Below are 26,210 nucleotides of genomic sequence, written 5' to 3' on the forward strand. Positions count from 1 at the left end.
CTTTTGGTGGTGGGGTCTAGTTTGGCCCTAGCCTGTTTGTTTCTGAGTTAGCCGGGTTGGCTTGGGCTTCCAAAAAAACGCTACGAGCACATCCATGTGCGCTTCGTTCGGGCCATCCTTGGCCCTCAAGATTTTTTGGAAGCCCAAGCCAACCCGGCTATTCGAGCATCGAGTAATAGTCTAAAAACACCGCTACTAGTCCAGCTCCTATCCAGGGACTAATGCAGACTACAACCGAACAGTTGAAGGGACGAGTGGGTGGCCCCTCCCAAAAATCTCGGAGGCCATGGATGGCCGGAGCGAAGCGCACATGGATGTGCTCGTAGCGTTTTTTGGGAGGGGCCACCCACTCGTACCCAGCACCCAGCCTAAAAAGCTAGGAGCCCAAACCAGACCTAAGAACCAACCCGAAGAACAATCTTGCCAGTAGCACGGCGACCGGTCAGGGCACCCAGAGCCTCGGCGTACTGGTCGAATTCGAATACTTCGCTGACCTTCGGGTCGATTTTGCCCTCGCTGTACAACTGCAACAGCTCCATCATATTCCGGGCACTGGCCTCCGGCTCCCGCTGGGTGAAGCTGCCCCAGAACACGCCGACTACCGAACAACCCTTCAACAACGTCAGGTTCGCCGGCACCTTTGGAATATCGCCCGCGGCAAAGCCGATGATCAAGTGGCGGCCATTCCAGGCCATGGAGCGCAGGGCCTGTTCGGTGAAGTCGCCGCCGACAGGGTCGTAGATCACGTCTACGCCCTTGCCTTTGGTGAGCTTCTTCACCGCATCTTTCAGAGATTCTTCGGAGTAGTTGATCAGCTCATCAGCGCCTGCGGCTTTGGCCACCTCCAGCTTCTCTACGGTGCTGGCCGCCGCGATTACCTTCGCGCCCATGGCCTTGCCCAGCTCCACCGTGGCAAGGCCGACGCCACCGCTGGCGCCGAGCACCAGCAGGGTTTCACCGGGCTGGATGTTGGCCCGTTGCTTCAGTGCGTAATAGGAGGTGCCATACACCATCATAAAGCCAGCGGCCTGTTCGTGGGGCATGCCGTCAGGAAGGGGCAACAGATTGGATTCGGGGGCAACGACCTCTTCTGCGAACGCACCCCAGCCGGTGAGGGCCGCCACGCGGTCGCCTGGTTTGAAGCGGGTGACTTTTTCGCCTACTTCAATCACTTCACCCGCCAGTTCGCCGCCCGGTGAAAACGGCATGGGTGGCTGCAACTGGTACTTGCCCTCGATGATCAGGGTATCCGGGAAGTTGAGGCCCGCGGCCTTGACCCGGATTTTCACGCCCCGGCCCTTGGCTTCCGGGCTTGGGATGTCTTCAATAACCAGGTTTTCGGCAGGTCCGTATTCTTTGCACAGAATGGCTTTCATGATCTCTCCTGATGCCTTGGGGCCGATCAGCGTAACTGCAGTGTTCAGGCTCAAGCGGCGCCTTGTTCAGCTTTTTTATTGAATCGCACCAAGCTAAACGCAGTTGCATCATGAAGCAAATCAAGATCGTTTATCGTTTTGCATAAACCACGCTGATGCAGCCCTATAACATAGTCGCGCTAACCGCCAGCACCACGACCAGCCCCACCGCAGCAACAACCAGACCGGCTTTAAGGCCTGGTGACAGGGTTTGTGGGGCGGGCGACTTACTGCGCACCGGCTCGTCGTGGTTGACCAGTTTCTGGTCCTGGCTGGAGCGTCGGATCAGGTCAATCATTTCTTCACACTGGGTGCTGTCAAAAGCGGATGGATTGAACTCTGGCAATTGGTGCTTCTGAAGAAATGCCTGAACGTCTGCAGACGCCGGCACGTACTTCATCGACCAGTTTGTGAACGAACGCTCGGCCACAGGTTCCTCGATCAACGTCCGGACATTACGATGCCTTGGGTCCTGAAGAATTCTCTGGTAAGTGTCCCGAACGGCTTCTTCTTCGCCTTCCAGGTATTGGAAAAAGCGGTTGTCACCGTAATACAGCCCTCCCACAAGGCCCACTTTTCCGTTGTTCCGACGAGACACAAGCAGAATACGGGCAACGTGGGGCTCTACCCCTTGCTCCAGGGGCTTGGCTTCAAAGGTCGCTTCACTGGCGTAGGCAAGACGAATCAGCGGCATTTATGGTGTACTCCGGATCAATGAAAACAGGGGCCGGTGAACATACGCCCTGCCAGCGGCTGACAGATCACTCCCCGGGTAATTCTGCATCCTGTCTCTGGTCTTCATCCTGGCCCGGCACAATGGCGTGTCGTCAGGTGAATTCGAGCCCGTTTTCAGCTATCCTCCGCGCTCCCGTTTGATCGCCTTTGCTTACGTACACTTTCTGCCCCAGAGCCGGCCATGTTCGACATCATCTATACACTTGAAATGATTGGGGTTGTGGCATTTGCCATTTCCGGCATGATTGTCGCGCGTTCGAAGAACATGGACCCCGTGGGCATTTTCGCCATCGGTTTTATTACTGCTCTGGGTGGTGGCACGTTGCGGGATCTGATCATGGATAACCACCCGCTGTACTGGATCAAGCACCAGGAGCAGCCTATCCTGATTCTGGCCATGGCGATTGTGTTCAGTTACTGGAGCCGGGCGCACAGCCTCAAGGAATCCCGTATCGTCTTTCCGGATGCCATTGGCCTCGGCATTTTCTCGATTCTCGGCGCCCAGCTGGCGCTGGATCTGGGCCATTCCTGGTTTATCGCCTCCATGCTTGGGGTAATGACGGGCTGCTTCGGCGGTGCACTGCGAGACACCCTGTGCAACGAAGTGCCGTTTATCTTCCGCAAGGATCAAATCTACGCCTCCATCGCGTTTGCCGGCTGCTGGCTGTACTTTGTGTGCCAGTGGTATCTGGAAAGCGAATCCATTGCGCTGACCATTGGCCTACTGTTCATTGTAATCGTGCGCATGCTGGCAGTGCGTTTCGATATCCGGCTTCAACGCGACCACATGGCAAACTGAACTGTCAATCATCCCTTGGCCTCAGCGTTATGAGCCGGTAAGATTGCCGTTTTTTCACCCAGTTCACGATTTCCGCACGTAAACAGAGTTTCAACCCCCAACCCAGGCATCCCGAGAGGCAGACCCCCGTCATGCTTGAACGACTGTTCCAACTCCAGGCCCACGGCACCAATGTTCGTAAAGAAGTGGTCGCGGGTATTACCACCTTCCTGACCATGGCTTACATCATCGTGGTCAACCCCAGCCTACTGTCCTCCACCGGCATGGATTTCGGTGCGGTGTTTGTTGCGACCTGCCTGGCGGCAGTAATCGGCACCCTGATTATGGGCCTGTGGGCCAACTACCCGATCGCACTGGCCCCGGGCATGGGCCTGAACGCGTTCTTCTCGTTCACCGTGGTTGGCAGCATGGGCTATACTTGGCAGGTGGCTCTGGGAGCCGTGTTCCTGTCCGGTTTCCTGTTCTTCCTGTTGAGCATCTTCAAGGTGCGGGAGTGGATCATCAATTCCATTCCCATGTCGCTGCGGTTCGGCATTTCTGCCGGCATCGGCTTCTTCCTGGCCCTGATCGCCCTGAAGAACGCCGGCATTGTGGTTGATCACCCCGCCACGCTGGTCAGCCTGGGTGACGTCATGGTACCCGAGGCACTGCTGTTCTTCGGTGGTTTTGTACTGATCTGCGCGTTGTCTTTCCGTCAGATCACCGGCTCTGTGATGATCGGCATTATCGCCATTACGGTGATCGCGATGATGCTGGGTATGGTGGAATACCAGGGGCTTGTGTCGGCGCCGCCAAGCATTGCCCCCACCTTCATGCAACTGGACCTGGCCGGCGCCCTGAACGTAGGCATGATCAGCGTGGTGTTTGCCTTCCTGTTTGTGGATCTGTTCGATACTTCCGGCACCCTGGTGGGCGCTGCCCAGAAAGGCGGCCTGCTGGATAAAGACGGCAAACTGCCGCGCCTGGGCCGGGCCCTGATGTCGGATTCGGTCGCAACCATGGCGGGCTCTGCCCTGGGCACCTCCACCACCACCAGTTATGTGGAATCCACCGCCGGTATCGCGGCGGGTGGCCGCACCGGCCTGACTGCCGTCGTGGTCGCCCTGCTGTTCCTGGCCTGTCTGCTATTCTCACCCATTGCCAGCGTGATCCCGCCTTACGCAACGGCCCCGGCGTTGCTTTACGTTGCCTGTCTGATGGCCAGTGGTCTGAAACTGGTGGACTGGGACGACATCACCGACATCGCACCGGCCATCGTCACCGCCTTAATGATGCCGCTGACGTTTTCCATCGCCCATGGTATTGCCCTCGGCTTTATCACCTACGTGGCAGTCAAGGCCCTGGCCGGCAAATGGTCTGACCTGAACTGGAGTGTCACCACCATCGCCGTTGTCTTCGTTCTGAAATTCATGTTCCTGGATCTGGCGTAAGCCAGGTCCGCACAGGTGAGTTATGGATTATTTTTCCGAGAGTATAAAGAAAGCCATCCGCACCGTGCCGGACTGGCCCAAACCCGGTGTTTCCTTCCGGGATATCACCACGGTTCTGCAAGACAAAACCGCATTTCGCAAGCTGATTGACGCCTTTGTTCACCGCTACCATGGCCAACATATCGACGCTGTGGCAGCGGTGGATGCCCGCGGATTTATCATCGGCTCGGCCCTGGCCTACGAGCTCAACGCCTCACTGGTGCTGGTACGTAAGAAGGGTAAACTTCCCTTTGATACCCTGGTGGAAGACTACGAGCTGGAATACGGCACGGCGTCGGTGGAGCTGCACAAGGACGCCTTCAAGCCGGGCGATAAAGTGGTACTGGTAGACGACCTGATCGCCACCGGCGGCACCATGCTGGCCGCTACCCGACTGATTCGGCGTATTGGCGCGGAGATCGTGGAAGTCGCCGCCATGATCGACCTGCCGGACCTGGGCGGTTCGCGCAAGCTGCAGGAAGACGGCCTGCAGGTTTATACTGTGTGTTCGTTCGAGGGAGAATAACCACCGTTAAAGGAGGCGACCATGCCCGATTATCAACATCACTGGAAAGATGGCACACCGGTTCATATGCCTCTGGGCAAAATCGTGTGCATTGGTCGCAACTACGCCGAGCACGCGCGTGAACTGAACAACCCGGTGCCCGACGAGCCGCTGCTGTTTATCAAACCCTCAACGGCAGCGGTGCACATCACCCGCCCTCTGGACTTCCCCCGCAACCAGGGCGAAGTCCACTTTGAAACTGAGCTGGCCGTGCTCATCGGCCGGCCGCTCACCAACGCCTCTGCCAGCGAAGCCGAGGGTGCCATTCTGGGCTACGGCCTGGCGCTGGACCTGACGCTGCGGGATGTGCAAAGCAAGCTCAAGGAGAAAGGCCAGCCCTGGGAGCGAGCCAAGGCCTTTGACGGCGCCTGCCCGCTCTCCCCGTTTGTGGCTGCCGACAAGCTTCCCAAAGGCAATATCCGTTTCACTCTGGACATAAACGGACAACGCCAACAGACCGGCGACACCCGTGATATGCTGAACCCCATTGTGCCGCTGATCGCCCACATGAGCAGCCAGTTCACCCTTCAGCCCGGGGACGTGGTGCTGACCGGAACTCCCAAAGGGGTCGGGCCGCTCGTCTCCGGCCAGACCCTGTCGCTGGAACTGGAAGATGTGCTGTTTGTGGAGACAACAGTGGTCTGATTTGCCCGCCTGAACGCATATTCAGGCGAACCACGCGTTTCAGGGGAAACAGACAGGACCATGGCGAAGAAACCAGTTACGTCCCGTACAGGACGCTTCTTCAAACTCGCGGGCATGACCGCCTCCGTGGCGGGCCAGTACGCAGGCCAAAGGGCGCGGCGCATGTTCCGCACCGTCGACGACGAAGGCGCTCGTAGCGAAAGTTACACCCGTATGGCCGGCGAGATTGCCGACACCTTGGGTGAACTCAAGGGTGCAGTGATGAAGGTGGGGCAAATTGCGTCCCAGACCCAGGACTTCCTGCCCAAAGAGTTTTCCCAGGCTCTGGAAAAGCTCCAGAAAGAAGCCCCACCCATGCCTTTCGATGTCATTCTTGCGCAGATGGAGAGCGAGCTGGGCAAACCGGTGGGTGAACTGTTCGAGTACCTGCAGGAAACCCCTTACGCGTCCGCCTCCATTGGCCAGGTACATCGCGCCCGCCTGCACGATGGCACCGATGTGATCGTCAAGGTGCAGTACCCAGGCGTTGACGAATCCTGTGACTCCGACCTGAAACAGCTACGCCTGGCCCTGAAGCTGGGCGGCCTGCTGAAAATGCCAAAGGAGACCGTAGACCAGCTGTTCGGCGAAATCCGCCTGCGCCTGAAAGAAGAACTGGACTACGAAAACGAAGCCCGCAATCTCAAACTCTTTCGCGAATTCCACAAAGACCAGCCCTGGGTGGTTATTCCGGAGGTGGTCGACAGCCACTCCACCCGACGGGTACTGACCCTGGAACTGGTGGAAGGCGACCATGTCAGCAAGGTCACCCCGGAACGCTATAGCCAGGACACTCTTAACGAAATCGGCCACCGCATCTTCACCATCATGGCCGACCAACTGTTCCGCTTCCAATGCATCCACGGCGACCCACACGCCGGCAACTTCGCCTACCGGCCGGACGGCACCATCATCATGTACGACTTCGGGTGCGTGAAGAAGCTGAAGCCGGAGATTGTCGAGGCTTACCGTAAGGCCTTGATTGCAGCGTTGGATGAAGATTACCAGGCTCTCGATCAATACCTGATCGATCTTGGCGCCAGGGTTGATAATCAACCAGCAGTTGACGAAGCCTACTACGCCATGTGGCGGGACATCCTGATCATTCCGTTCCTGAATGATGAGCCTTACGACTTTGCCGAGGCCGACATCCACAAGCACGTAGCGGCAAAAACCAGCACCGTGTTCAAGTACTTGGATTACTTCAAGCCACCCGTGGAGAGCATCTTTATAGACCGGATGATTGCAGGGCACTACTGGATGTTAAAAAGGCTGGGCGTACAGGCGGCCTTTAGATCAGAACTCGAGAAATACCTCCGTGGTTGAGGCAAGAGCCCTGTCGGGGAGGGCCAACTATCGAGCGCAGTGCTGCTATGGGGAAGGCTTTCCAAAACACGCTCCTTGCGGCACATCCCTGTGACGCTTGGGCTCCGCCATCCATGGCTCCGCACAGTTTTGGAAAGCCTTCCCCATAGCAGCACTCCAAACGTGGGTGCTAGGTCAACGTCGAGACCCACTCACTCAAGCCGTCACTCGCACTTTTGCGAATGACCCTTGCCCTGGAAACCGAGGCAGGCTCGCCGGGATCGATCACCGTGATGGGCACATCAATATCCACTTCGTAGACCAGCCCGGCGGCGGGGTAGACCTGAAGTGACGTGCCCACGATCAACAGCCGGTCAGCAGTACGAACCACCTCCGCTGCCGCATCCAGCATCGGCACTTCCTCACCGAACCAGACAATATGCGGCCGCAGCTGGGTGCCGCGTTCGCATACATCGCCGGGGTGGATTTCATTGTAGCCGATGTCGTAGATCAGCTCAGGAAAACCAGAGCTGCGGGCCTTGGTGAGTTCGCCGTGAAGGTGCAGAACGTTGGTGGAGCCGCCCCGCTCGTGCAGGTCATCCACGTTCTGGGTAACCACTGTGACGCGGTAGCGGCTTTCCAGCTCAGCCAGCATGCGATGGGCAGGATTGGGCTGGGCAGATTTCAGCTGGTGCCGGCGCTCATTGTAGAAACGCAGCACCAGTTCCTGGTTACGGGCAAAAGCCTCCGGCGTGGCCACATCGTACACGCTGTGTTGCTCCCACAGGCCGCCGCTGTCGCGGAAGGTGGAGAGACCGCTTTCGGCGCTGATACCAGCGCCGGTGAGCACAACAATGTGTTCCTGCACTCGCCGAAAACCTCGCCTTCAAAGAACCCGGATCAATCGAAGATTTTACCCGGGTTCATGATGCCATTGGGGTCGAACACCTGCTTGATGCCGCGCAGATAGGCAATTTCGGCTTCGCTGCGGGTGTACTGCAAGTATGGCTTCTTGGTCATGCCGACGCCATGTTCGGCGGAAACACTGCCCTGGTAGCGTTCAACAATCTCGAACACCCACTTGTTCACCTGCTGGCATTTCTCGAAGAAATCTTCGTTAGCCATGCCTTCAGGCTTGAGAATGTTCAGGTGCAGGTTGCCGTCTCCAATATGACCGAACCAGATAATCTCGAAATCCGGGTAATGGTCGGTTACCACGCTCTCGATTTCCTGCAGAAACCCCGGCACCTTGGACACCACCACGGAAATGTCGTTCTTGTAAGGCGTGCGCGGGGCGATGGATTCGGAAATCCGCTCCCGCAGCTGCCACAGGTTCTGGGCCTGGGTTTCGCTCTGGCTGATCACGCCATCCAGTACCCAGCCTTCCTCAACGCAGTGCTCGAACAGCGCCATGGCGTCGTCCATTACCTGGTCAGAGACTGCCTCGAACTCCAGCAGGGCATAATAAGGCGCTTCAGTTTCAAACGGCGCCTGCACCTGGCCGTGAGCCAGAACGTGGCCCATGGCCTGATGGGAGAAGAACTCGTAGGCGGTCAGGTCCAGCTTGCTCTGGAACTCCTGCAGCACATCCATGGTGTTGGTCAGGTCGCCCAGCCCCAGCACCAGCACGGTCAGGTTGTCTGGTTGGCGGGTGAGCTTCATGGTGGCTTCGGTAATGAAGCCCAGGGTACCCTCGGCACCGATAAACAGATGGCGCAGGTCGTAGCCGGTGTTGTTCTTTTCCAGGTCCTTGTTCAGGTCCAGGATATCGCCCTTGCCGGTGACCACTTTCAGGCCGGCCACCCAGTCGCGGCTCATGCCGTAGCGGATCACCTTGATGCCGCCAGCATTGGTGGACAGGTTACCGCCGAGCTGGCTGGAGCCCGCGGAGGCAAAATCCACCGGGTAGTACAGGCCGTTTTCTTCGGCAAAGTTCTGCAGCTGCTCCGTGACGACACCGGCCTGGCAACGCACAATGCGGTCGCTGGCGTTGAAATCCAGAATCTGGTTCATGTTGTCGAACGCGACGACCACCTCACCGTTCGCCGCCACCGCACCGGCACTCAAACCCGTACGTCCGCCTGAAGGCACCAGCGCTATCTGGTTCTCATTGGCAAACTTCACCAGCGCCTGCACCTGCTCAGTGGTCTTGGGCAGAACAATTGCCAGTGGTTTGGGGGGATAGATCTTGGTCCAGTCCTTGCCGTAGGTGTCCAGGTCGGCCGGGTCCGTCAGCACTTTTCCCGGTGCGTCACCGGCGGCTACCAGCTCTTTCAGGGAAGCAATGATCTGTTCGGAATTCATGGATGCGTCAGTCTCGTCAGGTTTGGGCCGGGCCTGTGGTTCGGCGATTCGCAAGGAATTGATTCAGGCAAACCGGCGCGCTGTGAAAAGTTCCTTTTATGGTATCATATCGCCCCTGTTCTGTGAGCCGGGTTGACGATCCCCGGCCGCGGTCATTTCACGTGACGAAAGGTTCGGAAGCAAGCCCATGTCAAATACGTCTCTCGAAAAGAGCAAAATCCGGATCCTGCTGCTGGAAGGCGTGCATCAATCCGCCATTGATACCCTGAACGCTGCGGGTTACACCAACATTGAATACCTGTCCCATTCCCTGGGCGAGGAAGAGCTGATCGAGAAGATTGCCGATGCGCACTTCGTCGGTATCCGCTCCCGCACCCAGCTGACCGAGAGGGTATTTGACGCCGCCAAAAAGCTGGTGGCCGTGGGCTGTTTCTGTATTGGCACCAACCAGGTCGACCTGCAAGCCGCCACCCGCCGTGGTGTTGCGGTATTCAACGCACCGTTTTCCAACACTCGCTCCGTCGCCGAGCTGGTATTGGCCCAGGCCATCCTGCTGCTGCGCGGCGTGCCTGAGAAGAGCGCCAAGGCGCACCGGGGCGAATGGCTGAAATCCGCCAAGAACAGCTACGAAATCCGTGGCAAGAAGCTTGGCATCATCGGCTACGGCAATATCGGTACCCAGTTCAGTGTTCTGGCCGAAGGCCTGGGCATGGACGTGTACTTCTACGATGTGGTCTCCAAGCTGTCGATTGGTAATGCCACTCAGGTAGGCACCCTGCAGGAACTGCTGAACATTGCAGACGTGGTTTCCCTGCACGTACCGGAAACGCCGGCCACCAAGTACATGTTCAAGGCCGAGCAGTTCGCCCAGATGAAGCCTGGCTCCATCCTGATGAACGCATCCCGGGGCACCGTGGTCGACATCGACGCCCTGGCCAACGCCCTCCGTTCCGGCAAGCTGCTGGGCGCTGCGGTAGACGTGTTCCCGGTTGAGCCGAAGTCCAACGATGAAGAGTTCATCTCTCCGCTGCGGGAATTCGACAACTGCATCCTGACCCCGCACGTGGGCGGTTCTACCATTGAGGCTCAGGAAAACATCGGTCGCGAAGTAGCCGAAAAGCTGGCCATGTACAGCGATAACGGCACCTCCGTCTCCTCTGTGAACTTCCCGGAAGTGGCCCTGCCTTCGCACCCGAACCAGCACCGCCTGCTGCACATCCATGAGAACGTGCCGGGCGTGATGTCCGAGATCAACCAGGTGTTCTCAGAGAATGGCATCAACGTGTGTGGGCAGTACCTGCAAACCAAGGAAGACATCGGCTACGTGGTAGTTGATGTTGACAAGGCCTACGGAGAGCTGGCACTGGAAAAATTGCGCCAGGTGAAGGGCACTATCCGTTGTCGGGTATTGTTCTGAGCGCAGTGCTTACGCTAAGAAACCGGGGCTTGGCTCCGGTTTTTTTATGCCATTTCGGGCCACAATACCCCGAATTAAGGTGACTTCAACAAAACTTAATCCTGACGCCCTTGAGTTTCCAGCACCCGAGGCCATGCTGGTAGATACCACTCATTGAAATGGTCGAGGAAGATGCCCGGCCTGACAGGAAAGTTAGCTATGTCATTGAAGGATTCTTTGCAGCGAAAACTGGAAACCCAGACAGAGCACTGGAGCAAACAGATCGAAAGCCTGAGAGCCGAGGCCAATGAGAAAATTGCCAAAGCAAAGGACGAAGAAGCTGAGGCTCAGATTCAGCGGGACTTCTCAGAGCGCATTCAGGCCATGGAAGACCAGATCGAAACGGCCCGGGCCAAGCTGGGCGAGCTGAAGGAGTCTGGCGAGAACCAGCTGGATGAACTCAAAAAGCGCGTTGATGAGTGGCTGCCCAGTAACACCAACTGATGCTCCACCTGCCAACACGGCAAACAAAAAGCCCCGGTCTTTGCAGCCGGGGCTTTTTCGTTGGGCGATGGCAAAACCCAGCCGGGCTTTACTGCATCGGCACCAGGGTCAACTCAACACGGCGGTTCTGCTCACGACCAGAAGCGGTGTCGTTGGAGGCAATCGGATAACGCTGGCCATAGCCCACAGCGCGGGTCCGGCGCGGCTCAATGCCCTGATTCAGCAGGAAGTCACGAACGGATGACGCGCGGCGCTCTGACAATAGCTGGTTGTAGTTTTCAGACCCTGTGCTGTCAGTGTGGCCTTCAATCTGAATGATCGTCTTATCGAATTCCTTGAGCACCAGACCCACGGATTCCAGGGTGTCGTTGAAGCCAGGGCGGATGGTGGACTGGTTAGTATCGAAAGTGATGTTTCCAGGCATGATCAATTCAATCTGGTCACCGTTGCGAACCACCCGAACGCCAGTGCCTTCCAGCTTATGACGCAGCTCGGCTTCCTGACGATCCATGTAGTAGCCGATACCGCCGCCGATGGCCGCCCCACCAGCCGCACCGATCAACGCGCCCTTGCCGCGGTCGCTTTTGCTGGAGGTTGCCGCACCTACAGCAGCACCACCGATAGCACCAATGATGCTGCCCTTGGTGGCACTGGAGGTTTTCTCTTCGCCGGTGTAAGGGTCGTAAGTCATACAGCCGCTAAGGCCAACGGTTGCCACTGCAAAGGCAAGAATGGTCTTTTTCACTGTGTTCTCCTGCTTCAGTTCCTGACTGGCGGCCACTCGTGGCGCAAACCAATGTATTACTCGATGAAAGTATCAATAATGGTGTTAAACACCGTCGCCTGCAAATCCTGCGCTTCGTTTACCAGATGATGACGCCCATCCGGGATTCTTTGTTCCCTTACTGAGGCAAATTTATTCCGGATAATCCGTAAATTGTGCTGCCAGTCCACGGTCAGATCCTTTTCCCCCTGAACCACCGTCACCGGAAAATCCACCGGCCGTGCCGATTCTATATGTGGCACCCATTTACGCAGGGCAGTCACCCAATCCACATGCACGGCCCTGGCCTGCAGGGGATCATGCTCCCGCAGAAAGTCCAGAAAGCGGGCATTGCCACTGTTGGTGCCAAACACCCTGCGCCAGCGGGTCAGAAAGGGTTTGACCAGACTATGCAGAATCTTGGCGCCCAACCATCCCATGGGGCGCACCAGCGGTGCCAGCAACACCACTCTACGGAAATCCGAGGTTTCCCGGCTATGGTGATTCGACAACAGGTAGTCGATCAGAATCGCCCCGCCCGTACTCTGCCCTACTGCAAACCAGGGGCCGCGGATTTTTTCCCGCACCCGCGCCATCACCTCCGACAACACCGCCTGGTATTCCAGGAAGCTGCCGATGGCGGCCGGTGTGCCGCTCGAAAGCCCGTGCCCCGGCTGGTCGTAGGCCAAGACATCAAAACCGGCACCAAGACAGCGGTCAATCAGCTGCGTGTAGAGCCCCACATGATCAAAATAACCGTGCAGGATGAACACCGTGCCCTTGGGGGCCGACGACTCCGGCAGCCGGAAGTAATGAACCATGACCTCATGCCGCTCAGCCTTGATGTAACCCTGATGGTAGGCCACCTCCGGATGCTCTACCCACAAGTCCAGGCCATAAAAACGGCAGTAGGCCTCCATCTCGACACTGAGTTCACGGTTGATGGCCGGATCAAAGGGTTCCAGACGATCCAGCAAAGAATGTCTGTCCCAGTTCGGAATTTCTATGGAATCTGTTTTCCAGTACACGTAGAGTTAAACGCCTGTCATGAATCGAGAATTGTTCGACATCCTAACGCATTCACGAGGGAGAACACAGATGTTCCAGCCGCTTCTTGAAGCCGGGCTGCGCCAGACAATGCAGCGCTTGGTCCGCCCGATGCTCTCGAATGCTGTACCCCTGAAACTGCAACGCCAGCTGATTCGCCAGGCCTATCGGTCGTCCGTGCCGCCTCGCAGCGCCCGGTTTGTCCGGGACGATCTGGGCGATGTACCGGTGGTGCGAACCACGGCAACAGCAACGCCGTCAGGGACGATTCTCTACCTCCATGGCGGCGGCTATATCATTGGCTCTGCCAACACCCATCGAGGCATCACCGGGCATCTGGCCAAACTGTCCGGGTGCGAAGTGATTACCCCCGATTACCGCCTGGCTCCGGAACATCCGTTCCCGGCAGCGCTGGATGATGCCGAATCCGTTTACCTGGCGCTGATCAGCCAGGGACGGTCGGCCAATAGCCTTGCCTTGGCCGGTGATTCGGCCGGCGGCGGATTATCCATCGCTCTGGCGATGAAACTGCGTGACCAGAAACACCCGCTTCCCTCCTCAATCACGTGTTTCTCGCCTTGGGTCGATCTCAGCCAGGGCGCGCTCTATCAGCCGGAGCGCGAGCCGGTGTTGCAGGAAAGCTGGACCGCCAATGCCGCCCGGATGTACGCCGGTGACACACCGCTGACCACGCCACTGATATCGCCGGTGTATGGCCAGCTGGATCACTTGCCACCGTTACTGATCCAGGTTGGCAGCGAGGAAATCCTGCTGAACGATGCTACCCGGCTGGCAGATGTCGCCAAGCGAGATGGCGTAGCAACCCAGCTGGAGATCTACAATAACCTGTGGCACGTGTTTCAAGTCCATTGCGGCCAACTGGACCGCGCCACCGAGGCCGTGCAGGTTGCCGCCGACCATGTCAGGGCCCATCTGGCAAGCTGAGAGCACCTCTGATAAGCGCTTCCTTACGGGCTTTGGACCAGCGTTTGACCTGCCATTCCAGTTGCGAGGCCCGGCTACGGTTGCCGACCGATGCCTGGAATGCCAGGGTCAAAGGCCCTTTGCCCCGCAGGCTGCGGGCCCCTTTGGGGGCCCCGGCCTGATGCTCTGAGAAGCGGCGTTCCACGTCTGTGGTAATGCCGGTATACAGGCTGCCGGTTCTGGTGCGAACCAGATAAAGGTACCAGCCGTCATCCATGGTTGAGCCCCCGCTGCCGAACCCGAACCTTCCTCTGCTGTAACCACAACCCGGCCATGATCAGCGTCAGCCCGACGTAGGTAGACGGCAAAATGATTTCGCCGAGGATGAAGTAGATAAACACTAACGACAGAAACGGTGAGATGAAGATCAGATTGCTGACCTTCGCGGTATTCTCAGCTTTTTTCATGGCCTGGGACCAGAGTACAAACGCTATTCCCATCTCGAATACGCCAACATAGACCGCCGCCGCCAGCGACCCGCCCAATGGGAGCGACAGCCCCACCGTGTACCAGCAGGCCAGCGTTATGAACGGCAAGCCGAACAGGAAATTCAGGAACAGGCCAACCACCGGGTCACGGGTGTCCCGGGTGGCAATAATCCAGTAGCTGGCCCACACCAGGGTACTGCCCAAAGCGAAGGCTACCCCCAGTGGGTCTGAAAAACTGAGGCTGGTGACCGCGCCCCGGGTAGCAATGACCACCACTCCGGCATAGCAAGCCAGACCGGCAAGAATGTCGATGCGGCGCAGTTTCTGGCCCAGAAAGGGCACCGAGAGATAGGCAAGCACCAGCGCCCAGGTGTAGTTGAGTGGCTGCGCCTCCTGGGCGGGCAGGCGATCAAAGGCGCCGAACAGGAAGAAGTAGTAAAGGCACGGGTTGATCAACCCCATCCCGATCGACTGCAGGTACTGCCGGCGGGATAACGCAAACACCAGATGCCAACGGCCCTGGGCCGCGAGAATTCCACCCATGACCACCACCGACGCCGCACAGGCTACCAGTAACATCTGCACCGGAACCAAATCGGCCAGGGCCAGTTTGAAGGCGGTTGCCACAGTCGACCAAAGCAGTACTGTCGCCAGGCCATATAGCATGGCCTGCTTCTGGTTAGTCATTTGCCGGTCCTGTTTCGGTTTCCAGCCAACGATACAGTGTTCGCCGGTTGATACCCAGAATCTGAGCAGCCCGGCGCTTGTTACCATCCACCGCCGCCATGACCCGGCGCACATAGTCCTGCTGTAAGACCTCCAGCGTCGGCCACTCTGACAGATTCACCGAACCCGGTGCCGCCAGCGGCTGGGGCGAGCCCCCCTGACGTTTTCGGATGCGCTCCGGCAAATGCTCAGGCTGTATAGTATCGCCCTCGCAGAAGGTGACCGCCCGTTCAATGGCGCTGGACAGTTCCCTGACGTTACCAGGGAACGGATAGTCACGCAGCACCCGCAGGGTCACATCACTGAGTTTGATAAACCCCCGGTTATGGCGGCGGCAGGCCTCCTTGAGGAAATGCATCGCCAGCAGTTCAACATCTTCGCCCCGTTCCCGGAGTGGCGGAATACTCAGCGACAGGGTTTCCAGGCGATAGTACAAATCCTCCCGGAACTCCCCCTGCTCCGCCGCCCTCATCAGATCAACGTGGGTGGCGGCGAGAATCCGCACATCCACGGTTTCTTCATGATCAGAGCCCACCGGCTTGATGGAGCCTTCCTGAAGCACCCGGAGCAGCTTCGCCTGCAGCGCCAGGGGCATCTCACCAATCTCGTCCAGCAACAGGGTGCCGCCGCTGGCTTCCGCAAACAGCCCCTTGCGCCCCTGTCTGGCGCCGGTAAACGCGCCGGCTTCATGGCCAAAGAATTCACTTTCCATCAGGTCTGGCGGAATGCCCGCGCAGTTTACGGCCAGAAACGCCTGCCCGGCGCGATCACTCTGCTGATGAACCGCCCGGGCCACCAGTTCCTTGCCGGTCCCGCTTTCACCGTTGATCAATACCGCCGCCTGGCTGCGAGCCACCTGCCGGATTTCGGTGCGCAAGCGCGCCATGGCGGAACTGTCTCCCACCAGGCCCAGGTTATCTCCGCCATTCTGGCTCGCCTGAATCTCCGCCAACTGCCGGTTGATGTCCGCCTGAGCCAGCAGCCGCTTTATCTTGAGCCTCAGGTGATCAGTCGATAACGGCTTGGTCAGAAAATCGTCAGCACCCGCTTTCAGTGCATCCACCGCCTGATCGACCGTGCCAAAGGCGGTAATCACGATAAACGGAATTCCCGGGTGCTCTGCCTGCTGAAACGACAGCACCTGCAGGCCGTCGCCATCCGGCAATCGCAGGTCGGAGACAATCAGGCTTGGCCGCTGGCCCCGCAGTTGCTGCCGGGCCTCATCAACGGTCCCGGCCCGGAGCATGGTGTAGCCGTCCATCTCCAGCTCTTCGGCCAGCAACTGGCCCAGGCTCTGGTCATCCTCAACCAGTAATATGGTCGCTACCGAATCACTCATAAGCCAGTCTCCCTGGGAAAATACAGACTCATTCGACACCCGCCCAGGCTGCTTTCTTCCACACCTACGCGACCTCCATGCTCCTTCATGACACTGCTCACAACCGCCAGCCCAAGGCCAGTCCCTTCACCGGCGGGGCGGGTACTGTAGAAGGGCTCGAAGATCCTGTCCCGGTCCTCAGGCGCGATGCCCGGGCCGTCATCCTCTACCCGGATTTCCCAGCAATCACTGGACTGGTGAGCCGTCACCCTGAGCCGGCTGCGGGCAGACTGGCAGCCATTTCGGATCACGTTCAGACACGCCAGACCAGCCCGCAGCGGCTCGGCCCGGGTAGGCATAGGTTGATCAAAGCCGTCGGTTTCCAGCCGACAATGGCTGCAACGTTCATCTTCGGGGGCGCGGGCCATAACGTCTCGCAGAACATCAGACAGGTCCAGTGGCCGCCTGGAGTCCGGCACATGGCGGAAACAGTCCAGCAGCTGCTGAATGATGGTGGTCATCCGCTGCACCTGGTGCTCGATATCCTTAAGGTGCCGCTGTTGATCGTCCGGCAGCCCGGCCCTGGCTAGTATCCGGGCACGGCCCTGAATCACATTCAGCGGCGCCCCCAACTCATGAGCCACCCCGCCGGCAACGCGGCCGATCATGGCCACCTTCTCTTGATACTCCAGTTGTTCCGCCAGCGCTCTTTCCCGGGCGATCCGGTCTTCGATCTCCGCCTCGGCATCGCCCATGCGCCGGCCCATATCCCGAATACCCCGGTGAATCTGTCGCAACTCCCGCGGCCCTGCCGCAGGGGTCGCCAGAAGCCAACGGCCAGGCGCCAATTTATCCATGTTCTCCATCAATCCATTCACGTGGCGCCCCACAGTACGGTAATGCCCCAGCACCACCACCAGGATGATGGTCACCGCGAGCACAGACCAGATACCCACCGCCCACCAGCGGCTTGATGCCACCAGGTCGTGGAAGTCACTGCGCTGTCTGGTCACCTGTAGCAGCCCCTGAATACGGCCGTCTTCGCCGACCAGCGGCGTGAACTGCGAAAACACCGATTCGCCATCCACCCGCCGGAAGGCACCGCCCAGCTCGCCACTGGAAATCACCCGCTCAGCGCTCACGCTGTTGGTGACGTCTGAATCCGCCACGCCCAGACTGGCCACCCGGTTACCTTCTTCATCAAACACCGACGCCCCGGAAATGCGGCCGATCTGGAAGATGGATTTGAGGGACTCTCCCAGCACCAGTTCGTCTTTCTCCACCAGGGCATTGGACAGTGGGCCGCTGACCGCCCTGGCCACCAGTTCAAGGTCTTCACGAAGGCGCTCATTCAACGCTTTTTCAACCGCGCCCAGGCCGATGTAGATCGCAATACCACTAAACAACAGAAGTGGGACCACGATGCTCAGAACCAGCGTTAACTGGAGCGAGCGAAACAGATCACCAATGCGGCGGCCAAGGGAAGCCATGAGCGATTCCTATGTAGAAGTGTCACAGCATTTGTGCCACATGTGGCATTTCGCCACAACCGGGATTACCCGAACGTAATGCCACGAAAAACATAACTACTTGTTTTTATTGCCTTTAATATTATTTGGGAAAGTTGGCACAGCACTTGTTAGGTCTACTGTGTGTTTCACAAATCGGCGGAACCTCTTAGTTCTCCGCCAAACCCTAAGTAAGGAGCTTGTTTATGAATAAACTGCTGATTTCCATGACCGCTTCCCTCGCCATTCTCGCGGCTGCACCTGCCATTGCCCAGCAAGATGCACAGCAAGGCGCAGAATACGCAGACCCAGCGGCTCAAAATGCTCAGGATGCCAACTACAGCGATTCCGAGCTGCAGCAGTTCGTCGAAGCGCAATCCGGTGTGATGGAAGTTCGTGAAGACTACATCGCGAAGATCGAAGCGGCCGATTCCCAGCAAAAGGCCCAGGAGCTGCAAATGGAAGCCAACGACAAGATGGTGGGCGTGATCGAGGAAGTCGGTATGGACATCCCGACTTACAACGCCATCGCAACGGCTTACAGCAGCGACCCGGAAGTACGTAATCGCGTTGACTCCATGATGTAAGCGAACCCTGCAACCCGGTTCGTCCTTCAGCCCCGCTCCCAGCGGGGCTTTTTATTGCCTGTCCCGGTTATATTACGGCCTATCCGGATCTGCCACTGGCTTCATCTTGTGATACCTTTCTGTGAGGAATAACGATCTGCTTTTCATCTTTCCGGGCCGGAGTCCGACCGCTATGATCAAAACACCCAGCCGCCCCTGGCTTGCACTGGCCGCCTGCTCCCTGATGCTCTCCGGATGTTCTGACGACCCGGCGCCCGGTGATCAGGGCAGCCTGCAACCCATCTCGGAGAAATACCCGATCACCTGGCGCTTTGCCCTGGAAGAGATTGAAGGCAGCGAGCAGCATCAGTACGCAGAAGCATTCCGCGCCCATATTGAGGATATTTCGGACGGCCTTATTGAAGTGGACGTCTTTCCTTACGGGTCTCTGGGTACCTCCACCCAGCTCACCGAACTGGCCCGCAATGGCTCGGTGAACCTGGCCTATGCCTCGCCCGGCCACCTGGCCGACACGGTTCCGGAAGCCGGCATTTTCAATCTGCACTTTCTTATGCCCGAGCAGCCGGAAGCCGCGCGGCAGTTGCTGGAAGACCCAGAATTGATCTTACAGTTCCAGCAGCCCTACCAGCAAACCGGCTTGCAACTGTTGGGCTTTATTCCGGAAGGCTGGATGACCTAGCCCGCGAATAAGCCCCTGCGCTCGCCAGACGACTTTCAGGGCTTGCGCATCCGTACGATGACGTCAGACATGGCTGCCGAGGCTTACCGTGCATACGGTGCAGAGCCGGTACAGACACCCTATTCACAAGTCTAAAGCGATCTTCAGCTACGCAAGATCGACGGCCAGACCAACCCGGTGTTTGCCATTGAGGAAATGGACTTCCACGAAGTGCAGACTACCCTCACCATGGCCAGGGCTTCTTATTTTGTCGCTTCTATCGTGTCGAACCAGCAATGGTACAACGACCTGCCCGACCGGGAACGAAAGTGGCTGAACGACGCGGTACCGGACCTGGCGGGTTTCGCCTGGGAAAGTCAGGAAGCACTCAATCGGCAGCGCCTCGAAAGTATCGTGGAAGCCGGCGATATACAGGTAGTACTTCTGGATGACGATGAGCGTGAACGATTCCGGCAGGCCAGCCTGCCAGTGCGCGACAAGTATCTCAAACAGACCGGTGAAACCGGCTGGGCCCTTCTGGAATTTGTGGATGAATGGACGCAGCCCTGGTGCTCCATGGAGCTCTAGTCTGCGTCAGTCACCCTTTTTGATACCATGCGAACGCCTTCCCGGGCACAGACATCGGCCGCTCTTGCGGTCAGGTCCGAGATAAACCGGCTCTGCTCCCTGGGCTCCGATGGGTAGGCTTTGAGGCGGTAGCGCATGGCGTCGTCGGTTGCGGAAACGGTCACAATCACCGGCTGATAGGTTTTGGTCAACGGGCAGGTAAACACCACGTCCCGAAACAGCTGCTGCATCCGCGCCACGTTGTGGTTTGGGTCCAGGTGCAGCTCGGCCACACACATCAGGTTGTCGGTTCCGTCATTGCCGTTCGCCAGCAGGGTATTCCACAGCAGGCTGTGGGGAATCACGATCACGGTGTCATCCAGGGTGACAATCTCCGCTGCCCGGGTACCGATAGACCTCACCTCACCGTACCGACCGTTCACCTCAATCCAGTCCCCCGGGCGATAAGGCATCTCATACAGGGTCACAATGCCCGCAATCAGGCTGTTGGCGTAATCCTTGAAGGCAAACCCAAGCGCCAGGCCCAGGGCCCCGAAAATCGCCACCATGTTCTCAAAAGACGGCTCCACCAGGATTGGCACCACGGTTACGATGGTCAGCACAATGATCAGTAACCGAAGTAGCGGCACCGACGCCAGCAGGTACAACCGGAGCTTGCCCCCCAACTTGCCGGCAAGGGCAGGTATCAGCTTCTGCACCAGCATGATCAATACGGATGCCAGTATCACCACCGCCAACGCTTCGAGCAAAGCGTCTGAGGTGATGGAAGAGAATGTCTCCTTGAAACCAAAATCGCCCATCGGAATCTCCTAGAAACCATCCACGGGATAGCCCCTGGCCTGAAGGTTTTTGCGAACTGAGGGGTATCCCAGTGGTGTCGCCCGATACACATCGGATGCCTGGTCACGGCCCACCAGCTCTGCCCGGATCAACCTGTCCAGCGTCAGGGCGATATCCTGTTTCTGCATTCCGGTCACCAACGCCAACTGCTCGGCATTCAAGCCGTCGTGCAGCAGCAAGGCGTGCAAAATGTGGCTAGGCTGCCGTCCGGCACTCGCCGGCACCGAGGGCAGGCTGATCTGATCCAGCGGAGCAACCCAGCACCGGCTCCCGGCCAGCCGGACAACTTCCTTGCCTGTGTCTTCATCATCTTTCTCGGGCCGGGCCCGCAAGGTGCGTTGCCAGATGGCGAGGGCCACGCCCCGGTTGCCCCGGGCAAGCGTTGCCAGATCCTGGGTGAAGCTGCTGTATTTCAGGTCAGAGTCCTGCTGAGGCGCCGGCAGTACATACAGCCCATCGCGCGTCATTCTGGCGGTTACCTGCTGCTCTCCATCGCCGGAAGCCAGGTAATCCAGCCATCGGGTCAATTGCTCACCGGTAAGCGGCGCCAGGGTATAGGGCGCCAGGCTGAGCTCCGGCGAATACTGGCGCCAGAACTGCCAGCACCAGCTGGAACAGCCAACCATGCCATTACCGGCGTGGTCCAGCGCGATGCGAGCGAAGAGTTCCCGAAGCAGATTCAACCCGGCCGGATGCCTGAGCCAGAAATCCGCCAGTTCCGGAATCACCCAGTCGCCGCCAGACAGTTGTTCATCCCACCAGGCACCAGCGTCCTGCTCTGTCATCAACAGGTTATCCGGAGGTGTCAGCACCCTCCGGGACAGGCAGCGTAGCGCCTCCGGCACCCCCGAAAACGGGGGCGCCACCACAAAGTTCACCTCGCGATGGCTGGCTCCGTCACGGTGAAGCTGATCGAACTGGTCCACCATTACCTGTGCCAGCAATGCGGCATCCGGTTCCGGCGCAAATTCCTCCAGCCGGTCCCCAGACAGCATCGGCAGATCATCCAGGCTCTGGAATGCCTGTTCCTCCGGGCTGATACCGGCTCTCAACTGGTCGAGAATGTCCCGAAAGGCGCCGCGGATGGTTTTCTGAACCGAGGTCTCAGGGGTTTTCCATTGGTCCAGCGGAATCAGTCCGCCAGGCAGATACGGGTGGTCTTCTACAACGTCATTCGCCAATGCGTTACTCCCGTCAGGTCATTCCGGAACCAGCCAGTTCAAGGATTGAGACAAGCCGAGCCCGGGGTCTCCCTGCACATCATCCATCATAGCGGCCAGGCGTTGTTCAAAGCCCCATGGCGGATTCACCACCAATATACCTGACCCGACCATGCCGCGCTCCGGCGGCTGATCCAGCCGCACCTCATGGCGCAGGATCTTGCGCACCTCGCCTTTTTCCAGCTCACTGATCAGGCGCTGCTCCAATCCGCTGGTCAGGATGGGATACCAGATAAGATAGACCCCGTGACGGCATTTTTTCCATGCCTTGTGCAAAGTATCCGAAACCTGCTGGTAATCGTCTTTGATCTCATAGGAGGGATCTATAAGGGTCAGCAGTCTTGGCTGGGGCGGCGGCAACTGCCGCACCAGCCCTGCCAAACCGTCCTGTTGAAGCACCCGGACACCGGCATCACGGGCCCAGGCTTCCAGAGCTCGCCCCTCGGAAGGGTGCAGTTCAAACGCCGTCACGGAATCACCAGGGCGGGCAAATTCCGCAAACCAGGCCGGAGAACCGGGATAATGGGCCAGCGTTTCACCAGCACCATTATGACGTGCCAGCACCTCCAGCATCGGGCGCCAGTCCGGTGACGACAGCCTCTGGCGCATGGCCCACAATCGCTGGATACCGCTGTCGGCCTCCGCCGTTTTCCTGGCCCGGTCGCTGGCCAGATCGTACATGGCACTGCCGGCGTGGGTATCAAAACAGGCAATCGGGGTCTTTTTCGCCTGCATCATGGCCAGCGCCAGCGTGAGGGCAGCGTGTTTTTGCACATCGGCAAAGTTGCCGGCGTGAAAGGCGTGAAGGTAACTCAGCATATCGGGCTCCTGATCTCAGGCGCCCATTAAGCATCACCTGCCGGGCCCAGGCAACCCTGCTGGAAGCCCGCAACTTGGCACTGGCACCCTCCAAGCCGGTGAACAGGCACCCGGCAACCTGCTATGCTTGCGTTCTTGTAAAATAAGGAGAATCACCTTGCCTGGCCAGAGTAACGCCCCCGTTGACCAGCTGTATGCCCTCATCGCCAACGAAGAAGACGCCAGGGTCTGCAAAGACATTCCCGAGGAGGCCTGTCGGGAGGTGCCCAGGAATTTCTTTCTGATTCTTGCGGCCAATGTTTTGACCAAGCTCGGCGACCTTCTGATCAGCCCGAAAACCGTTCTGGCGTGGATGATGAGCGCCGTCGGCGCCCCTGCCCTGGTGGCCTGGCTGGTGCCGATACGCGAATCCGGTTCCATGGTGCCTCAAATGGTGATTGCCGCCTGGGTTCGGCGCAAGGCGGTGCGCAAGTGGTTCTGGACACTGGGTAGCTTCGGGCAGTCAGTCAGCGTGGTTGGTATGGCCGCCAGCGTCTGGTTTCTGGAAGGCTATGCCGCCGGCCTGGGCATCGTTGCAGGGTTGGTGGTGTTTTCCCTGGCCCGGGGCTTTTGCTCAGTGGCCATGAAAGACGTTCAGGGCAAGTGTATTCCGAAAACCCGCCGGGGCCGTCTGTCTGGCCTTGCCACCACCCTTGGCGGTTCCCTGACGGTCGCCATGACCGCGCTACTGTTCTGGGACCGGGGCGATCCGACTCTGGCTTTCTACAGCCTTCTTTTGCTGTTGGCTGCGGTGCTCTGGGTGATCGCCGGCTTTCTGTTTGCCAGTGTGGAAGAATTCCCTGGTGAAACCGGCGGCGGCAGTAACGCCATGACCGAGGCCATCCAGAGCCTGTCGCTGCTGAAAGACGACGCGCCGTTTCGGCACTTTGTGGTTACACGGGCGCTGCTGCTTTGCTCTGCCCTGGCGTCACCCTATTTCGTGGTGCTGGCGCAGAAGCAATCGGATGTCGGCTGGATGCTCGGGGTGTTCCTGCTGGCCAGTAGCCTGGCCAGCTCAGTCAGTGCCAGTTTCTGGGGCTGGGCAGCGGATACCTCAAGCAGACGGGTCATCATACGGGGCGCAGCCATGGCCAGCGCCCTCTGCCTGCTGGTAGGCTTCAGTGCCTTGATCTTCGGGCCGGATGTAGGCGGTGCCTGGTTCTACCCCGCCGCATTCTTTGTTCTGAGCATCGCCCATGCCGGCGTGCGACTGGGGCGTAAAACCTACCTGGTGGATATGGCCGGTGGCAACAAACGCACAGACTATACCGCCGTCAGCAATACGGTGATCGGGGTTCTGCTGCTGGTAACCGGGGGGATTACCGCCGCGCTGTCGCTAATTTCAGACATCGCGGTGATTATCGTACTGGGGCTGATGGGCTTTACCGGAATGGTCAGCGCCCTGCGCCTGAAAGAGGTCACTGAAGACTGAGCATACCGTTACTCGGGTGCCTTGCCGTCGTTCAGCGCCAGGGCGCCTTTAACAATGCGATAAATCACCCAGATAGCCATCCCCAGAAGGATAAACCAGCCAATAATAACCATCAGGGTAATGGTGCCGATCACCAGCCACAGCAGACCAATCCAGAAGGTGCGGACCTGCCAGCGAAAATGGGGCTCAATCCAGGTGCCGCGCACCTCATCCATCTTGACGTAGTTGATGATCACCCCGACCAGCGCCGTGATCCCGCCAAGAAAGAAGGCCAGTCCCTGCAGAATATAGACAATAATCGCCAGGTTGCGGGCGGAATCCGCCCCCTGCGGTTTGTTCTGATCCGATTCAGCGGGAATAAACTCAGGCTCAGCCACACGCAACTCCTATCAACCAAACCCGCAGCATAGCAACGAACCTCAGTGCCCGGAAGGCCGATAGCCGATCCGGAAACCACCCCAGTGCTTGCCGTTGACAAAGATGGGCACCGACAGGTCATGCATGATTTCACCGGTATCGCGCCGGTAGGTTTGCAACAGCATGTCCTGAGTGTGGCTACCACAACGAATACCGGTGCGATCATTGAACAGTCGCTTGCTCCGGCTTTTCACCAGATCCACTTCGGGGTTACCGGTGGGCGGGTGGGCAAAATCCCGATTGTGGGTGGGCACGTAACCGTCCTGGGCGCAGGCAATGGAGAAGACGATGGCATCCTGGGAATTCTTGATGTTCTCCTGCACCGCTGGCAACACCTGGTCCGTGAAACGGTCGAAGGCGCTACTGTATTGCTGGGGGTTGGTGTTCGGGATCGGCTCTCGCTTCTTCTCGAATAGGGCCGATTCGCTCAGTTTGCCCTGCTGAATGGCCTGCTCAAAAATCTCACCGATCTGGGCGGCCCCCGCACGCGCCTGATCAAAGAACGATCGGTGGTAACTCTGGCTACTGTTCAACGCAAACGCGGCATTGGCGTTTTCCGCCAGTTCCATCAGAGTGGCCGCCTGATCCGCCAGCGACGCCACACTGCTATCGCTTTCGGCAATGTGGTCCCGCACCGATTCAATGACAGAGAACACCTGTTCCAGACTCTGCTCATTGGCCTGGTCAATCTCTGCAATGCGGGAAACCTGCTGCTGCACCCGGTCGGACTGGTCGCGAATCAAATCCAGCTGCGCGCCAACGCTTTCAACGGATGTCAGCCCCTGCTCCACGGAGCGGGCCAGGCCCTCAATGCGGGCAACGATCAGGGAAGTATCGCCCTGGATTTCTTCCAGGGTTTCCGCCACTTCGCTGGTCGCTTGTGCAGTGCGCCCCGCCAGCTGTCGAACCTCATCTGCCACCACGGCAAAGCCCCGGCCCTGATCACCGGCCCGCGCTGCTTCGATAGCGGCGTTCAGGGCCAGCAAGTTGGTCTGCTCAGCAATGCCCTGGATGGTAGAGGTAACGCCCTGAATCTTGGTGGACTTTTCATTCAGTGCCTGAATCAGGCTGAGATTCTCTCCTGACTGCTGATGCACAATCCGGACACTTTCAATGGCGGAAACCAACGCCTGGCGCCCCTCAACGCTGACTTCCCGGTTCTGCAACGCCATGGTGGCGGCGTTGATGGCCTGTTCGGACGACTCACGAACAGACTCGGTTATCTTGCCGGCGTAATCGGCCATCTGGGCGGTTTCTTCCACCTGCCGGTCGAGGCGTTTTTTCACCTGATCCGCCGCGTAGGACACTTCGGCCGCGGAAATGGCGTTCTTGTCGGCACTGTCTGACAGGGTCTCCACCAACGCCTTGCCGGCACGGGCATCCTCCAGCAAGCGCTGGCATTGGGCTCTCAGGGGGTGACCTTCCGCAAGCGAGCCATCATTCAGGCCGGCAATACCTTTCTCGATCGGCTCCAGTACCCGCGCAATCAGATATCCGGCCGCCACCGCCAGACCAAGCACCAGGCCGATCAACATCGAGGCCGTATCCAGCCCTAACAACGGTGCCACCCACAGACAGACAATGCCGAGCGCAACAGCAATGCCCACCCCCCAAATAATTGCAGCGCGATCGAGTAAGCCCATGGTGCCCTCTTCTTTAT

General features: G+C 58.6%; 25 protein-coding genes and 1 pseudogene. 11 read left to right on the forward strand and 15 right to left on the reverse strand.

Annotated elements, in window-relative coordinates; translation table 11 throughout:
• Positions 1-395: 395 nt before the first annotated feature.
• Together ACTZWX_RS10725 and ACTZWX_RS10730 are read right to left on the reverse strand one after the other, a co-directional pair.
• Positions 396-1,376, reverse strand: coding sequence for an NADPH:quinone oxidoreductase family protein (locus tag ACTZWX_RS10725; RefSeq protein ID WP_444713924.1), 981 nt, complete (start codon positions 1,374-1,376; stop codon positions 396-398).
• 163 nt (positions 1,377-1,539) lie between these two features.
• The gene (locus ACTZWX_RS10730; protein WP_444713925.1) at positions 1,540-2,109 is read right to left on the reverse strand and encodes a BLUF domain-containing protein; all 570 of its coding nucleotides are present in this window, start codon (positions 2,107-2,109) and stop codon (positions 1,540-1,542) included.
• 222 nt (positions 2,110-2,331) lie between these two features.
• Between ACTZWX_RS10730 and ACTZWX_RS10735 the strand changes: the two genes are divergently transcribed.
• The 5 genes from ACTZWX_RS10735 to ACTZWX_RS10755 all read left to right on the forward strand — a co-directional run bounded on the left by ACTZWX_RS10735 (position 2,332) and on the right by ACTZWX_RS10755 (position 6,993).
• The gene (locus tag ACTZWX_RS10735) at positions 2,332-2,949 is read left to right on the forward strand and encodes a trimeric intracellular cation channel family protein (protein WP_444713926.1); all 618 of its coding nucleotides are present in this window, start codon (positions 2,332-2,334) and stop codon (positions 2,947-2,949) included.
• Between the two features lie 131 nt (positions 2,950-3,080).
• The gene (locus ACTZWX_RS10740) at positions 3,081-4,379 is read left to right on the forward strand and encodes an NCS2 family permease (protein WP_061331616.1); all 1,299 of its coding nucleotides are present in this window, start codon (positions 3,081-3,083) and stop codon (positions 4,377-4,379) included.
• Positions 4,380-4,401: 22 nt separating this feature from the next.
• Entirely contained in the window at positions 4,402-4,944 is a 543-nt protein-coding gene (locus ACTZWX_RS10745; protein WP_072676649.1) for an adenine phosphoribosyltransferase, read from the forward strand.
• A 21-nt stretch (positions 4,945-4,965) separates the two neighbouring features.
• A complete protein-coding gene (locus tag ACTZWX_RS10750) occupies positions 4,966-5,628 on the forward strand; it encodes a fumarylacetoacetate hydrolase family protein (protein WP_444713927.1) in 663 nt (220 codons plus the stop codon).
• A 60-nt stretch (positions 5,629-5,688) separates the two neighbouring features.
• The gene (locus ACTZWX_RS10755; protein ID WP_444713928.1) at positions 5,689-6,993 is read left to right on the forward strand and encodes an ABC1 kinase family protein; all 1,305 of its coding nucleotides are present in this window, start codon (positions 5,689-5,691) and stop codon (positions 6,991-6,993) included.
• A 169-nt stretch (positions 6,994-7,162) separates the two neighbouring features.
• On the opposite strand, the gene ACTZWX_RS10760 is transcribed toward ACTZWX_RS10755, so the two are convergent.
• Positions 7,163-7,840: an SIR2 family NAD-dependent protein deacylase gene (locus ACTZWX_RS10760; protein WP_444713929.1), complete on the reverse strand. Its 678-nt coding sequence runs from the start codon at positions 7,838-7,840 to the stop codon at positions 7,163-7,165.
• Positions 7,841-7,872: 32 nt separating this feature from the next.
• The gene (locus tag ACTZWX_RS10765) at positions 7,873-9,276 is read right to left on the reverse strand and encodes an FAD-binding oxidoreductase (RefSeq protein ID WP_444713930.1); all 1,404 of its coding nucleotides are present in this window, start codon (positions 9,274-9,276) and stop codon (positions 7,873-7,875) included.
• Between the two features lie 187 nt (positions 9,277-9,463).
• Here ACTZWX_RS10765 and serA point away from each other — a divergent pair, with 187 nt between their 5' ends.
• Positions 9,464-10,693, forward strand: a complete 1,230-nt coding sequence (serA, locus tag ACTZWX_RS10770) for a phosphoglycerate dehydrogenase (protein WP_444713931.1) — start codon at positions 9,464-9,466, stop codon at positions 10,691-10,693.
• 198 nt (positions 10,694-10,891) lie between these two features.
• Positions 10,892-11,176: a hypothetical protein gene (locus ACTZWX_RS10775; RefSeq protein WP_444713932.1), complete on the forward strand. Its 285-nt coding sequence runs from the start codon at positions 10,892-10,894 to the stop codon at positions 11,174-11,176.
• A gap of 88 nt (positions 11,177-11,264) precedes the next feature.
• Here ACTZWX_RS10775 and ACTZWX_RS10780 read toward each other — a convergent pair whose 3' ends face one another.
• Complete coding sequence (locus tag ACTZWX_RS10780) at positions 11,265-11,921, reverse strand: OmpA family protein (RefSeq protein ID WP_138437143.1); 657 nt, start codon at positions 11,919-11,921, stop codon at positions 11,265-11,267.
• 56 nt (positions 11,922-11,977) lie between these two features.
• Positions 11,978-12,967, reverse strand: a complete 990-nt coding sequence (locus ACTZWX_RS10785; protein ID WP_444713933.1) for an alpha/beta hydrolase — start codon at positions 12,965-12,967, stop codon at positions 11,978-11,980.
• Between the two features lie 70 nt (positions 12,968-13,037).
• On the opposite strand from ACTZWX_RS10785, the gene ACTZWX_RS10790 reads away from it, so the two are divergent.
• Positions 13,038-13,931, forward strand: a complete 894-nt coding sequence (locus ACTZWX_RS10790) for an alpha/beta hydrolase (RefSeq protein WP_444713934.1) — start codon at positions 13,038-13,040, stop codon at positions 13,929-13,931.
• Here ACTZWX_RS10790 and ACTZWX_RS10795 read toward each other — a convergent pair.
• The 4 genes from ACTZWX_RS10795 to ACTZWX_RS10810 are packed head-to-tail and all read right to left on the reverse strand — an operon-like array spanning position 13,909 to position 17,932.
• Positions 13,909-14,187 (reverse strand): GIY-YIG nuclease family protein, encoded by a 279-nt coding sequence (locus ACTZWX_RS10795; protein ID WP_072676639.1) that lies wholly within the window; start codon positions 14,185-14,187, stop codon positions 13,909-13,911. The two genes, ACTZWX_RS10790 and ACTZWX_RS10795, sit on opposite strands and share 23 nt — an antisense overlap.
• Positions 14,180-15,085 (reverse strand): DMT family transporter, encoded by a 906-nt coding sequence (locus ACTZWX_RS10800; protein WP_444713935.1) that lies wholly within the window; start codon positions 15,083-15,085, stop codon positions 14,180-14,182. The genes ACTZWX_RS10795 and ACTZWX_RS10800 overlap by 8 nt, the downstream gene beginning before the upstream one ends.
• Complete coding sequence (locus tag ACTZWX_RS10805; RefSeq protein WP_444713936.1) at positions 15,078-16,463, reverse strand: sigma-54-dependent transcriptional regulator; 1,386 nt, start codon at positions 16,461-16,463, stop codon at positions 15,078-15,080. The genes ACTZWX_RS10800 and ACTZWX_RS10805 overlap by 8 nt, the downstream gene beginning before the upstream one ends.
• Positions 16,460-17,932: an ATP-binding protein gene (locus ACTZWX_RS10810; protein ID WP_444713937.1), complete on the reverse strand. Its 1,473-nt coding sequence runs from the start codon at positions 17,930-17,932 to the stop codon at positions 16,460-16,462. Before ACTZWX_RS10810 ends, ACTZWX_RS10805 begins: the two co-directional genes overlap by 4 nt.
• 224 nt (positions 17,933-18,156) lie before the next feature.
• Between ACTZWX_RS10810 and ACTZWX_RS10815 the strand changes: the two genes are divergently transcribed.
• Positions 18,157-18,537, forward strand: a complete 381-nt coding sequence (locus ACTZWX_RS10815) for a DUF4168 domain-containing protein (protein ID WP_444713938.1) — start codon at positions 18,157-18,159, stop codon at positions 18,535-18,537.
• A gap of 223 nt (positions 18,538-18,760) precedes the next feature.
• Positions 18,761-19,783 (forward strand): annotated as a pseudogene (gene dctP, locus ACTZWX_RS10820) (TRAP transporter substrate-binding protein DctP).
• Here dctP and ACTZWX_RS10825 read toward each other — a convergent pair.
• The 3 genes from ACTZWX_RS10825 to ACTZWX_RS10835 are packed head-to-tail and all read right to left on the reverse strand — an operon-like array spanning position 19,780 to position 22,662.
• A complete protein-coding gene (locus tag ACTZWX_RS10825) occupies positions 19,780-20,583 on the reverse strand; it encodes a mechanosensitive ion channel family protein (protein ID WP_444713939.1) in 804 nt (267 codons plus the stop codon). The pseudogene dctP and the gene ACTZWX_RS10825 sit on opposite strands and share 4 nt — an antisense overlap.
• 9 nt (positions 20,584-20,592) lie before the next feature.
• Positions 20,593-21,804 (reverse strand): MarR family transcriptional regulator, encoded by a 1,212-nt coding sequence (locus tag ACTZWX_RS10830; protein ID WP_444713940.1) that lies wholly within the window; start codon positions 21,802-21,804, stop codon positions 20,593-20,595.
• An 18-nt stretch (positions 21,805-21,822) separates the two neighbouring features.
• Entirely contained in the window at positions 21,823-22,662 is an 840-nt protein-coding gene (locus ACTZWX_RS10835; RefSeq protein ID WP_444713941.1) for a 23S rRNA (adenine(2030)-N(6))-methyltransferase RlmJ, read from the reverse strand.
• Positions 22,663-22,819: 157 nt separating this feature from the next.
• Here ACTZWX_RS10835 and ACTZWX_RS10840 point away from each other — a divergent pair, with 157 nt between their 5' ends.
• Entirely contained in the window at positions 22,820-24,133 is a 1,314-nt protein-coding gene (locus tag ACTZWX_RS10840; RefSeq protein ID WP_444713942.1) for an MFS transporter, read from the forward strand.
• 8 nt (positions 24,134-24,141) lie between these two features.
• On the opposite strand, the gene ACTZWX_RS10845 is transcribed toward ACTZWX_RS10840, so the two are convergent.
• Both ACTZWX_RS10845 and ACTZWX_RS10850 read right to left on the reverse strand, forming a co-directional pair.
• On the reverse strand, positions 24,142-24,510 hold the full coding sequence (locus ACTZWX_RS10845; RefSeq protein ID WP_444713943.1) for a DUF4870 family protein: 369 nt from the start codon (positions 24,508-24,510) through the stop codon (positions 24,142-24,144).
• Between the two features lie 42 nt (positions 24,511-24,552).
• On the reverse strand, positions 24,553-26,193 hold the full coding sequence (locus ACTZWX_RS10850) for a methyl-accepting chemotaxis protein (RefSeq protein ID WP_444713944.1): 1,641 nt from the start codon (positions 26,191-26,193) through the stop codon (positions 24,553-24,555).
• Positions 26,194-26,210 lie beyond the last annotated feature (17 nt).

It is taken from the genome of Marinobacter sp. NSM, from assembly GCF_052380025.1.
Lineage (GTDB): Bacteria > Pseudomonadota > Gammaproteobacteria > Pseudomonadales > Oleiphilaceae > Marinobacter.